The following is a 12,872-nucleotide window of genomic DNA, read 5'->3' as shown; positions in this document are numbered from 1 at the left end:
CCCGCCATGAACAGCCGGGCATCGATATTGTCTATTCCGCAAAACGACGATGCCCGTCATGAAGAGCCGGGCATCGCTAGAGAGGCCGAAAACAACGATGCCCGCCAGGAGGCGGGCATCGATGAAGCGAGAAAACGCAGCGCTTACTTCTTGGTGGCGCGCTTGCGCTCGTTCTCGGTCAGGAACTTCTTGCGCAGACGGATATGGTTCGGGGTGATCTCGACCAGCTCGTCGTCATCGAGGAACTCGATGGCCTGTTCCAGAGTGAAGCGCACCGGCGGGGTCAGCACGATGTTCTCGTCGTTGCCGGAGGCGCGCATGTTGTCGAGCTTCTTGCCCTTGGTGGGGTTGACCACCATGTCGTTGGCGCGGTTGTTGATGCCGACCAGCATGCCTTCGTAGACCTCGGTGCCGTGGTCGATGATCAGCTTGCCGCGCTCCTGCAGGGCGTACAGGGCGTAGGCCAGGGCCTTGCCCGGAACCATCGACACCAGCACGCCGTTGCGACGCTCGATGGAAGCGTCGGGCTTGAGCGGGCCGTAGTGGTCGAAGCGGCTGGTCAGGATGCCGGTACCGGAGGTCAGGGTCAGGAACTGACCACGGAAGCCGATCAGGCCGCGCGCCGGGATGATGAAGTCCAGGCGGACCCGGCCCTTGCCGTCCGGGTTCATGTTCTTGAGCTCGCCCTTGCGATAGCCGAGCTCTTCCATGATGGCGCCCTGGTGCTGCTCTTCGCAGTCGATGATGACTTCTTCGTAGGGCTCCTGCTTCTCACCGTCGATCTCGCGGATGATGACCTCGGGACGACCCACGGCCAGCTCGAAGCCTTCACGACGCATGCTCTCGATCAGCACCGACAGGTGCAGCTCGCCGCGGCCGGAGACGATGAACTTCTCCGGGGACTCGCCCTGCTCGACACGCAGCGCCACGTTGTGGATCAGCTCCTGGTCGAGACGATCGCGAATGTTGCGGCTGGTGACGAACTTGCCGTCCTTGCCGGCAAACGGTGAGTCGTTGACCTGGAAGGTCATGGACACGGTGGGCTCGTCGACGGTCAGTGCCGGCAGTGCCTCGACGGCGGCCGGATCACAGATGGTGTCGGAGATCGCCAGGTCGTCGATGCCGGTGATGCAGACGATGTCCCCGGCGGTGGCCTGCTCGGTCTGTACCCGCTCGAGACCCAGGTGGGTCATGACCTGGCCGACCTTGCCCTTGCGGGTCTGGCCTTCCTTGTTGATGACCACCACCTGCTGGTTGGGCGAGATGGCGCCGCGGGTGATGCGGCCAAGGCCAATGACGCCGACGTAGCTGGAGTAGTCGAGCGCCGAGATCTGCATCTGCAGCGGGCCGTCGAGTTCCACCTTGGGCGGCTCGACGATGTCGACGATGGACTGGAACATCGGCGTCATGTCGTCGGACAGCTGGTCAGGCTCGGGACCGGCGATGCCGTTGAGGGCGGAGCAGTAGATGATCGGGAAGTCGAGCTGCTCGTCGCTGGCGCCGAGGTTGTCGAACAGATCGAAGATCTGGTCGATGACCCAGTCCGGGCGTGCGCCGGGGCGATCGATCTTGTTGACCACCACGATCGGCTTGAGGCCCTGATCGAAGGCCTTCTGGGTGACGAAGCGGGTCTGCGGCATGGGGCCGTCGACGGCGTCGACCAGCAGCAGTACCGAGTCCACCATCGACATCACGCGCTCGACCTCGCCGCCGAAGTCGGCGTGTCCAGGGGTGTCGACGATGTTGATGTGGTAGTCCTGTCCCTCGGGGGAATTCCAGCGGATCGCCGTGTTCTTCGCCAGGATGGTAATACCGCGTTCCTTCTCCTGGTCATTGGAGTCCATGATGCGCTCCTGACCCTCGGCCTTGCGGTCCAGAGTGCCAGACTGACTCAACAGCTTGTCGACCAGGGTGGTTTTGCCGTGGTCGACGTGAGCGATGATGGCGATGTTGCGAAGATTCTCGATCACGACGGGATCCTGCTGGAAAAAGTGGGGCAGCATTATAGGGCCTGGGCGATGACAACGACCAGCCTTGTTGGCGCCAATCTCGGCATCGATCCTCAAGATGCTGAACTATCAAGCACCTGCGAGGCGAAAAAAGTAGGCGAAATCGGCAGAAAGGACGATCTGACGCTCAGGCGCGCTGTACGACCATCTTGGCGCGACAGGCCTTGAGGCGAGTGGCGAGGTCCTCTACCGCGCTCAGGTCCAGCGACGGGTCGAAGCCTCCCAGTCGATCGAACCAGGTGCGTTCGACGCCCAGGGCCCGGGTCGGTGTACGTCGCAGCAGGCTGAGCAGCGATAGCGGACAGGGACGAGCAGGACGCACCACCGGGCGCGAATCATCGCAGGCGGCTGCCATCATTCGCTCGACCCAGTGGGTGTCTAGGGGGCCGAGGCAGAAGCCGAGCATGCGTCCGTTGCTGTGGGAGGCGGCCAGATTGAGGCGCCGCCCCATGGGCGCGGGCCTGCTGCGCACCTGGCGATAGCCGACGACGGCTTGTTCGCCCGGTTCGCCCAGTAGTGGTGGCGCCATATCGCCATCGTCGATGACGAGGATTTCGCCTCTTCCCTGGAAGAGGGCGACCTGCTGGCGAGCTTCCGCGAGCCGGCGAGGCAGTTCCTTGCCGGTAAGTCGGGCATCAATGATCAAGCTGATTTTCACGACGACACTCCGAGGAGGGTGACGCCGGCCGGCAGGGGAGGCGGTCGGAGTCGAACGTAATAAAGTGTATCTTTGCGTTGCGAAAGGTTCCAGCGCCCACTGACACCTCGCGATCGGCCCGGCAGAGTTTATAGATCCTGTCACAAAGGTCCAAAGTGGTGCGTCGCAGTCTTTATTGCACTTTTGTGGTGCATTGGTCGGCAGATCCTGAAGGTGGTGGGCCTTTGTGCCCTAAGCTGGCGCAAAGGGCCTGTTTGGATAAAAAAGATTTGAAACAATGGGTTGGGATTTTTTTGGTCGATGCTGGTGCAATGCTGGCACGCAATCTGCATTGTGGTTGGCAGTGTCATCGTGTCGCGCACGTTGCCATGGGCAGTGTCCCGGGAGCGTGCTACAAAGGATCCCGGTACCCCTTTTGTTCCCTGGATCATCCCCCGTTTCAAACCGGTGACATGGGATTGGCGCCGTTGCGCAACGCTCGAGTCACGAGACAAGTTCCACTCTGGAGGACCACATGTCAGACAAGACCCTCGCCCTGATCAACGAACATGATGTGAAGTGGGTTGACCTGCGCTTCACCGATACCCGCGGTAAAGAGCAGCACGTCACCATTCCGGCCGCCGAGGTCGACGAAGAGTTCTTCGAGAATGGCCAGATGTTCGATGGTTCCTCCATCAACGGCTGGAAGGGCATCAACGAGTCCGACATGATCCTGCGTCCGGAGGACGGCACCGGCTTCCTCGACCCCTTCACCGAAGACGCGACCCTGATCCTGCGTTGCGACATCATCGAGCCGGCCACCATGCAGGGCTACGAGCGTGATCCGCGCTCCATCGCCAAGCGCGCCGAGGCCTACCTGCAGTCCTCTGGCCTGGGCGACACCGCCTTCTTCGGCCCCGAGCCCGAGTTCTTCATCTTCGACGAGGTGCACTGGAAGGCCGATATCGAAGGCGCCATGTACAAGATCAGCTCCGAAGAGGGTGCCTGGTCCACCGACCGCGCCGTCGAAGGTGGCAACCTCGGTCACCGTCCGCGGGTCAAGGGCGGCTACTTCCCGGTTCCGCCGGTGGACAGCTTCCATGACATGCGCGGTGCCATGTGCAACACCCTCGAGGCCATCGGCCAGAAGGTCGAGGTGCACCACCACGAGGTGTCCAACGCCGGCCAGAACGAGATCGGTGTTGCCTTCAACACCCTGGTCAAGAAGGCCGACGAAGTTCAGGAAATGAAGTACGTGATCCACAATGTGGCTCACGCCTACGGCAAGACCGCCACCTTCATGCCCAAGCCGCTGGTCGGCGACAACGGCAGCGGCATGCACGTCCACCAGTCTTTCTGGAAGGACGGCCAGAACCAGTTTGCCGGTGACGAGTACGCCGGTCTGTCTGAAATGGCACTGTTCTACATCGGCGGTATCATCAAGCACGCCCGCGCCCTGAACGCCTTCACCAACGCTTCTACCAACTCCTACAAGCGTCTGGTGCCGGGCTTCGAAGCGCCGGTAATGCTGGCCTACAGCGCCCGTAACCGTTCTGCTTCCATCCGTATCCCGTACACCGCAAGCCCGAAGGGCAAGCGTGTCGAGGCGCGTTTCCCCGACCCGACCGCCAACCCCTACCTGTGCTTCGCGGCGATGCTGATGGCCGGTATCGACGGCATCAAGAACAAGATCCACCCCGGCGACGCCATGGACAAGAACCTCTATGACCTGCCGCCGGAAGAAGGCAAGGCCATCCCGACCGTGGCCGAGAGCCTCGACCAGGCGCTGGCAGCCCTCGACGAGGACCGCAGCTTCCTGACCGAAGGTGGCGTCTTCACCGACGACATGATCGACGCTTACATCGAGCTCAAGAACGAGGATGTCGAGCGTCTGCGCATGGCGACCCACCCGATCGAGTTCGACATGTACTACAGCTGCTGATCGGCATAGCGCCTCGTGCGTTCCGTCGGGCCCGCGATGATCGCGGGGCCGATTTTTTTTGCGCGGGCCTTGCGCCTGGGCAAGGGATCCCCTTGGCGCGGGTCGTGGCTGCCGTCATCCTCGTCAGGGGAAGGTCGGCGAGGGCAATCACGATGATGCAGCGGTGGACGCGCAGGGCAGGCCGGGAGAGGGGCGAGAGCGCTCCCTCGTCGCCGAGTCGACCATCACTGATGGCCATTGCCTTGCTGGCAGCATCCGGGCTGGCGTTGCCGGTGGCAGAAACCGTGCCGGCGAGCACCATCTATCGCAGTGTCGGTCCCGACGGCATCGTGCGCTACAGCGATACCCCCTCGGCCGGCGCCCGCGAGCTGGCACCGCCGCCGTTGTCCAGCGCCCCTGCGCTGGATGTGGCGGCGCCCTCCAGGCCGACGGCGCCTTCAGTACCAGGCCCGGATAGCGACGCCGATATCTTCCAGCCCCACGATGTCCTGGCCATCGCCTCCCCGGCGGATGACAGCGTGTTGCCCACGGGGACCGGGGGAAGATTGAAGGTGCTGGCCGCGATCAGCCCGCCTCCGGCGACGGGGGATCGCCTCGGCCTGGAGGTCGACGGTGTGCTCGCCACCAGCGTCACCGGCATCGGCCCACTGTGGCTCACCAATCTGGAGCGTGGCGAGCATCGCCTGGGCCTGGTGGTGCTGGCCCCGTCGGGAGAGGTGCGTCAACGCAGTGCCGATATCGTCATTCACGTACAGCGCGCCAGCCGCCTGCTTCCCGCCAACCCCCTTCGTCCTGCGCCGCCTTGACCCGCGATCTGCGGGCCTTGTGCGGACAGTGATCCAGGCGAGACTGCCCTGCACCAGGTTGGTGCACTAAAATGGTGCGTAGGTGCGCCGACGGTGACCCGCCTCCTCGACAAAAGCACCGTCCTGGCGCCTGCGCGGCGGGAGTGTGCCACTGGCACCAAGGCTGGCCCGCTTCTTGCTTTGAATGTTGTTGTCTGACGCCTGCTCGAGGCCGAGACCTGGACCGCCACCATGGAATGCCGGCTTGGCGCCGTGGCGGCCTCTATCGAGTGGGCGCTTTGCCCCATCAGGATGGACCCATGACGCCTGGCATCATCGAACACCTCACAACTGCGGTCATGCTGCTCGACGGCGAGCTGCGACCGACCTGGATGAACCCGGCGGCGGAGACCTTGCTGGCGGTCAGCGCCAGTCGGGTTGCCGGCGTGGCGCTGAGCGACTGGCTCAGCGGCGAGGATGATATCGCCGAGGTGCTGATACGGGCCCGGGATGGACAGCATCCCTATACCCAACGGGAGGCGCGGCTGGTCCTCGCCGGTGGAGACCCCTTGACGGTGGACTACACCGTGACGCCGCTGTCGCCTGACGAGCTGCTGCTGGAGATGGAACCACGGGATCGGCTGTTGCGAATTTCCCGCGAGGAAGCGCTGCAGTCGCGCCAGGAAACCATGAAGGTGCTGGCGCGGGGGCTGGCCCACGAGGTCAAGAATCCCCTGGGGGGGATTCGTGGCGCGGCGCAATTGCTCGAGCGTGACCTGGAGCAGACGCCGGCGCTCAAGGAGTACACCCGGATCATCATCGAAGAGGTGGATCGGCTCCGCGATCTGGTCGATTCCATGCTCGGGCCCAACCGGGTGAGTCGGCGAGAGCCGCTGAACATCCACCGGGTGCTGGAGCGGGTACGCGCGCTGCTATTGGTCGAGCAGCCGCGGGTGAGCATCGAGCGCGACTATGATCCCAGCCTGCCGGAGTTGACCGGCGATGAAGCCCAGTTGATCCAGGCGGTGCTCAATGTGGCCCGCAACGCCGTCCAGGCGCTGGTCGAGTCCGAGACACCGAACCCGGTGATGACCCTGAGGACCCGCGCGCGCCGCCAGTTCACCCTGGGCGCCCAGCGCCATCGTCTGGTCTGCGACGTCAGCGTGATCGACAACGGCCCGGGCGTCCCCGAGACGCTGCGCGAGACCCTGTTCTATCCGATGGTGTCCGGTCGTGCCGAGGGCAGCGGCCTGGGGCTGTCGATCGCCCAGTCGGTGCTGCACCAGCACGAAGGGCTGATCGAATGCGAGTCCGAGCCTGGACGTACCGAATTCCGTCTGTTGATTCCCCTGGAGATGAGTCATGACTGATACCGCTCGTGTAATGATCGTCGACGACGACCGGGCCATACGCTGGGTGCTCGAGCGCGCCCTGGCGCAGCCGGACCTTGAGGTCGAGGCGGTCGAGCGGGCCGACGGTATCCTCGATCGACTGCTGGCCGAGCCGCCCGACGTACTGGTCACCGATATCCGCATGCCAGGTATCGACGGGCTCGATCTGATGGCCAAGGTGCGCCAGGTGCACCCGGACCTGCCGGTCATCGTGATGACCGCCCATTCCGACCTGGACAGTGCGGTGGCTTCCTATCAGGGCGGGGCCTTCGAGTACCTGCCCAAGCCGTTCGACGTGGACGAGGCGCTGGCCCTGGTGCGACGCGCGGTGGCCCACGTGCGCGAGCGCCAGCGGCCGGTCAGCGTGCCTGAAGGACTCGACGCCGAGATCATCGGTGAGGCGCCGGCGATGCAGGAGGTGTTCCGGGCCATCGGGCGCCTGGCGCACTCGCATATCACGGTGTTGATCAACGGCGAGTCCGGGACCGGCAAGGAGCGCGTGGCGCGTGCGCTTCATCAGCACAGTCCCCGCGCCGCCAATCCCTTTATTGCCCTCAACATGGCGGCGATCCCCCGGGATCTGATCGAGTCGGAGCTGTTCGGCCACGAGAAGGGCGCCTTCACCGGCGCCAGCGCCAGTCGTCAGGGGCGCTTCGAGCAGGCCAACGGCGGCACCCTGTTCCTCGACGAGATCGGTGACATGCCGTCGGAGACCCAGACCCGGCTGTTGCGGGTGCTGGCCGACGGCGAGTTCTATCGGGTCGGTGGTCATACGCCGGTCAAGGTGGACGTGCGCATCATCGCCGCGACCCACCAGGACCTCGAGACGCTGGTCGCCGATGGCCGCTTTCGTGAGGACCTGTTCCACCGCCTCAACGTCATCCGCGTGCACCTGCCAAGGCTGTCCCAGCGGCGCGAGGATATTCCCCGGCTGGCGCGGCACTTCCTGGTCGAGGCGGCCAAGGAGCTGTCCACCGACGTCAAGGTGCTGACCCGCGAAGCCGAGGAGTTCCTGACCCGGGTGGACTGGCCCGGCAACGTGCGTCAGCTCGAGAACACCTGTCGCTGGCTGACGGTGATGGCCTCCGGGCGCGAGATCCTGGTCGAGGACCTGCCGCCGGAGCTGCGCGGCGGCGATGACAGCGCCGCAGGCGGAGACTGGCGTGAAGCCTTCCGCGCCTGGGCCGACAGCGCCCTGGCCTCGGGCCACACCCACCTGCTCGAAGAGGCGGTGCCGGACTTCGAGCGCATCCTTATCGAGACCGCGCTCAAGCACACCGCCGGGCGCAAGGGTGAGGCTGCCGAGCTGCTGGGCTGGGGGCGCAATACCTTGACCCGCAAGCTGAAGGTGCTGCTGCCGTCGCTGGCGGAAGACCAGGAGGTCTGAGCGGGCCGGGGCGGCGAGTCCGGGGGGCACCGGTTTAACCAGCCTGCCCGGACCGGCCTACCCCAAGGGGCATATCATCAGCCTGTTATCGGTGGCCTAGAGTGGTGGCGACGTTGCACCGCTACTCTCGGCGTCGGGGGTAGCGTCACGATTCTGAGGCCTACCCCCATGAACCTTTCACGCTCTCGTCGGCTTGGCCTGGTGGCCATGTCGCTGGTTTTCATCTCGAGCCTCTCGCTTGCCCAGGAGCGGTCCTCGCCACGCACCGTACCGGCCAACAGCGAGCCTGCTGCCAGCAGCGAGGATCTTGCTGCCATCGCCAAGGAAACCACCAATCCGGTGGGTTCGGCCTGGATGCTGTGGATGCAGAACGACTATACCCACCTGGACGGCGACGACTTCGACGGTCGCTGGTCCAATTCCTTCAAGTTCCAGCCGGTCATGTCCTTCCCCTTCGAGATGGCAGACGACAACTGGAACCTGGTGGTGCGCCCGGTGTTCCAGTACAACTCGACTCCGATGGACGAGAGCTTCGGTACCCTGGCCCGGGGCGGCAGCCCGCTGGACATCGATCCCGACGAGTGGAGCCGCAACGCCCCCCATCGCGGGCGTACCGAGGGGCTGGGTGACACCGCCCTGGTGACCCTGGCCGGCCCGGCCCGCGCCGACGGCGTCATCTGGGGCCTGGGGCTGACCCAGATCTTCCCCACCGCCGAGCATGACGTTCTGGGACAGGGCAAGTTCCAGGCCGGCCCGGCGGCCCTGATCGCGCGCCTGGCGCCCAATCCCGGTGGCTGGAACATGGGCCTGCTGGCTCAGCACTGGTGGTCCTACGCCGGCGAAGATGACCGCGAGCACACCAGCCAGACCGATCTGCAGTACTTCCTCAACTACCGGCTCAGCGGCACCGAACTGGTGGGCATGACACCCAACGTGCGCATCAACTGGGAGGCCGACAGCGGCGAAAAGGTCAACTTCCCGATCGGCCTGGGCTATTCCAACGTGGTCCGCATGGGCAGCACCCCGGTGCGCCTGGCCGCCGAGATCCAGCACAGCGTGATCCGCGGTGATGAGTGGGATGCGGACTGGAACTTCCGCTTGATGTTCATCCCGGTGGTCAAGAACCCGTTCATGTAACGGCGCTGGCAGCCTACGCAAAGGGGCCCCGCCATGGCGGGGCCCCTTTGCATCTGCGGCCGACCAGCAGGCCCGCTATCAGGCAACCGTCAGCGGTTCGGTGCGGGCTTCGAGCCAGGCCAGCGCCTGGCCGTCGAGCCTCGGCGCCAGCCGGCGGCGGACCTCGTCGTGGTAGGCGTTGAGCCAGTCGATCTCGGCCTGATCCAGGGTGAACAGGTTCAGGCAGCGGGTGTCGATGGGACACAGGGTCAGGGTCTCGAACTCCAGGAAGTCGCCGAAGTCGCTGGGGGCCGCGGTGCGGTTGGCCACCAGGTTCTCGATGCGCACCCCCCACTGGCCGGGACGGTACACCCCAGGCTCGTTGGAGGTGATCATGCCTTCGCGCATGGCGGTATGTTCGGCGACGGAAGCGCCTGAGCTGATCACCTGGGGGCTTTCGTGGACGTTGAGGAAGTAGCCCACACCGTGGCCGGTACCGTGACCGTAGTCGCGGCCGGTGGCCCACAGCGGCGCCCGCGCCAGGGCGTCCAGCCGCGAGGCGGCGATGCCCTCGGGGAAGCGTGCCCGCGACAGTGCGATCATGCCCTTGAGCACCAGGGTGCAGTCTTCGCGCTGAGCCTCACTGACCGTGCCGACCGGGACCATGCGGGTGATATCGGTGGTGCCACCGCGGTACTGGCCGCCGGAGTCGATCAGCAACAGACCGTCGCCCTCGATCACCGAATGGGCCTCCTGGGTCGCGCGGTAGTGGGGCAGGGCACCGTTGGCGTTGAAGGCGGCGATGGTATTGAAGCTCTCGCAGACGAAGTCCTCGTCCTTGGCGCGTTCCTCGTACAGGCGGGCCTCGACGTCCAGCTCGGTGACCCGTTCGCCGGCGGCGAAGGCGGCCTCCAGCCAGGCGAAGAAGCGACACAGGGCCGCGCCGTCGGCTTCCATGGCCTGACGCACGAAGCCGAGCTCGTGGGCTGTCTTGATGCCCTTGGCCAGGGTGCTGGGCTGGAAGGCTTCGACCACGGTCATCTCGTCCGGCAGGGCCTGGCGGGTCCCCAGCGTCAGCCGGGCCGGATCGATCAGTACCCGTTCGTCCCGCGGCAGGGCGGACAGCCGCGCCGCCCAGTCGGCGTAGTCGGCCACCTCGACACCATCGGCCTTGAGCGCGTCGACCAGTTCGGGAGCGAGCTTGCCGGGTGCCACGAACAGGGTGGCGGTGGCGCGACCGATCAGCAGATGGGACAGGAACACCGGATTGAAGCCCACGTCGGCACCGCGCAGGGTGGTCAGCCAGGCGATGTCGTCCAGCGTCGACACCAGATGCCAGTCGGCGTGGTGCTCGGCCATGGCCGTGCGTACCCGGTCCAGACGCTGGCGCCGGGTCTCGTCCAGATAGCGGCCGGCGTGGGGTTCGATGGCCCCGCTCGGCAGGCTCGGGCGATCGCGCCAGATCTCGTCGAGCAGGTCGCTGTCGCCGCGCAGGACGACGCCCCGTTCACCAAGGATGTCCTCGAACTGGCGGCCGTGGGCCAGGGACACCACCTGGGCGTCGTAGCCCAGGGTGTCGCCGGCCTCGAGGCGCTCGGCCAGCCACTGCATCGGTGCGCTGGCCTGCCCCTGGGTCAGCTTCATCATGCTGATGCCGGTGCCGGCGAGTTGAGCCTCGGCCTGCACGAAGTAGCGGCTGTCGACCCACAGGCCGGCCTCGTCCTGGGTCACCACCAGGGTACCCACCGAGCCGTCGAAGCCGGACAGCCACTCGCGACCGGCCCAGTGCTCGGGCAGGTATTCGCTGTTGTGCGGATCGCTGGACGGTAGCCACCAGGCATCGATGGCGTGGCGGCGCATCGCCTCGCGCAGATCGCTCAAGCGTTGGCGAGCGGTATCGGCACTGGCTGAGGTCATGCTCAGACTCCTGTTCTGACAATGGCTTCGGCGTCCGCGCGGTGGGCGGCCGCCGGATCGATAAGACGGTGATGCTTCAGCATGCGCTTGAACACCGGCACGAGCAACAGCAGCACCCCGGCGAAGATCACCAGGGCGATGGCCGACCGTCCGAACAGTTCCGGCAACTGCTGAAGCTCCTCGGCGTTGACGTGACCGCCGATCAGGCCCGCCACCAGGTTGCCGAGGGCGGCACCGGTGAACCACAGGCCCATCAACTGGCCCTGGGTGCGACGTGGCGACAGCCCCGACATGGTGGACAGCCCCACCGGCGACAGGCACAGCTCGCCCAGGGTCAACAGCAGCATGCTGCCGACGATCCACCAGGGTGACACCAGCCCTGTGCCTGTCAGTACCTGTTGCGCCGCCAGCACCATCAGGCCGAAGCCGCAGGCCGCCAGCAACAGGCCGAGGACGAACTTCATCGGGCTACCCGGTTCCAGTCGGCGCCGACCGAGCGCCGGCCACAGCCAGCCGAACAGCGGGCCCAGCAGCACGATGAATACCGGGTTCAACGACTGGAACCACAGGGTGGGGACCTCCCAGCCCATCACGTTGCGGTCGGTGTAGTTGGCCGCGAACAGGTTATAGGAGGTGGGCTGCTGCTCGAAGGCGGCCCAGAAGAAGGCGGCGGCGACGATCAGCACAAAGCAGATGGTGACGCGAATACGCTCGTCACCGCTGAGTCCGGAGAACAGCATCAGGTAGGCAAAGAAGCCCAGCGAGGCGACGATCAGCACGCTGGTCATGGCCTCGGCCACCGCGCGGGCGTCGATGGTCACCACGCCGGTAGCGACCAGCGCCACCAGGGCGGCGATCAGCGCCAGGCACAGCGACACGACGGGGCCGACGTGACGACGGCGCTGGGCCGGGGCGTCCCAGGTGGAGGCGCGGCCGCGCTCGGCGTCGGCGCGCTGCATGGCGGGCACCGCCCACAGGCGAAACAGCAGCAGTGCGATCAGCATGCCAAGGCCGCCCATGGCGAAGCCCCAGTGCCAGCCCAACGAGTCCATCAATAGCCCGGTGAACAACGGCGCGAACAGGCTGCCGATGTTGATGCCCATGTAGAAGATGGCGAAGCCGCCGTCGCGGCGCACGTCGCTTTCGTCATACAGGCTGCCGACCATCACCGAGATGCAGGTCTTGAATAGCCCGGTGCCGAGCACGATGAAGATCAGCCCGACGAAGAAGGCGACGGCACCGAGCAGGGCCGACAGCGCGATGGACAGATGACCGAAGGCGATCAGGATGGAGCCGTACCACACCGCCCGGCGCTGGCCGAGCCAGTTGTCGGCAAGCCAGCCGCCGGGCAGCGCGGCCAGATAGATGGCACCACCGTAGATGCCGACGATGGCGGCGGCGGTCTTGGGGTCGAAGCCGAGCCCGCCGTCGAACAGCGAGGCGGCGATGAACAGCACCAGCATGGGGCGAATGCCGTAGAACGAAAAGCGCTCCCACATCTCGGTGAAGAACAGTGGCCCCAGGGCGCGGGGGTGACCAAAGAAGCCCTTGTCGGCGGCCGAGCCGTCGGAGGAAGTGGATTGCATGAAACCAGGCCTTTTCAGGGTGGGAAGGCGAACGTCGACGCCTCTACATCAAGCGCCCCGGGACGGAGGCGGCATGCGAACAGAAAAACGTGTGAAGAACAC

At 65.6% G+C, this 12,872-nt stretch carries 9 protein-coding genes; 5 read left to right on the top strand and 4 right to left on the bottom strand.

Features of this window, described 5'->3' with window-relative positions:
• Window positions 1-143: 143 nt before the first annotated feature.
• On the bottom strand, window positions 144-1,970 hold the full coding sequence (gene typA, locus NFH98_RS18710) for a translational GTPase TypA (RefSeq protein WP_197037093.1): 1,827 nt from the start codon (window positions 1,968-1,970) through the stop codon (window positions 144-146).
• Window positions 1,971-2,136: 166 nt separating this feature from the next.
• On the bottom strand, window positions 2,137-2,667 hold the full coding sequence (locus NFH98_RS18705; RefSeq protein ID WP_348827198.1) for a glycosyltransferase family 2 protein: 531 nt from the start codon (window positions 2,665-2,667) through the stop codon (window positions 2,137-2,139).
• A gap of 514 nt (window positions 2,668-3,181) precedes the next feature.
• Between NFH98_RS18705 and glnA the strand changes: the two genes are divergently transcribed.
• The 5 genes from glnA (at window position 3,182) to NFH98_RS18680 (ending at window position 9,288) form a co-directional block, all read left to right on the top strand.
• Window positions 3,182-4,588 (top strand): glutamate--ammonia ligase, encoded by a 1,407-nt coding sequence (gene glnA, locus NFH98_RS18700; protein WP_045992386.1) that lies wholly within the window; start codon window positions 3,182-3,184, stop codon window positions 4,586-4,588.
• Between the two features lie 230 nt (window positions 4,589-4,818).
• Entirely contained in the window at window positions 4,819-5,394 is a 576-nt protein-coding gene (locus NFH98_RS18695; RefSeq protein WP_348827197.1) for a DUF4124 domain-containing protein, read from the top strand.
• A 299-nt stretch (window positions 5,395-5,693) separates the two neighbouring features.
• Window positions 5,694-6,743 carry a nitrogen regulation protein NR(II) gene (glnL, locus tag NFH98_RS18690; RefSeq protein WP_222516395.1) on the top strand — a complete coding sequence of 350 codons (1,050 nt, stop codon included), beginning with the start codon at window positions 5,694-5,696 and terminating at the stop codon, window positions 6,741-6,743.
• On the top strand, window positions 6,736-8,151 hold the full coding sequence (gene ntrC, locus NFH98_RS18685; protein WP_045992383.1) for a nitrogen regulation protein NR(I): 1,416 nt from the start codon (window positions 6,736-6,738) through the stop codon (window positions 8,149-8,151). Before glnL ends, ntrC begins: the two co-directional genes overlap by 8 nt.
• 168 nt (window positions 8,152-8,319) lie before the next feature.
• Complete coding sequence (locus NFH98_RS18680; RefSeq protein ID WP_222568745.1) at window positions 8,320-9,288, top strand: hypothetical protein; 969 nt, start codon at window positions 8,320-8,322, stop codon at window positions 9,286-9,288.
• A 78-nt stretch (window positions 9,289-9,366) separates the two neighbouring features.
• Here NFH98_RS18680 and NFH98_RS18675 read toward each other — a convergent pair whose 3' ends face one another.
• Both NFH98_RS18675 and NFH98_RS18670 read right to left on the bottom strand, forming a co-directional pair.
• Window positions 9,367-11,184, bottom strand: a complete 1,818-nt coding sequence (locus tag NFH98_RS18675; RefSeq protein ID WP_349623030.1) for an aminopeptidase P family protein — start codon at window positions 11,182-11,184, stop codon at window positions 9,367-9,369.
• A gap of 2 nt (window positions 11,185-11,186) precedes the next feature.
• A complete protein-coding gene (locus tag NFH98_RS18670; RefSeq protein ID WP_045992381.1) occupies window positions 11,187-12,770 on the bottom strand; it encodes a peptide MFS transporter in 1,584 nt (527 codons plus the stop codon).
• Window positions 12,771-12,872: the final 102 nt, after the last annotated feature.

The organism is Halomonas sp. H33-56 (genome assembly GCF_040147035.1).
GTDB lineage: Bacteria > Pseudomonadota > Gammaproteobacteria > Pseudomonadales > Halomonadaceae > Halomonas > Halomonas litopenaei.
The sequence above is the reverse complement of the archived record's forward strand: the minus strand, read 5'-3'. Positions and strand labels throughout refer to the sequence as shown.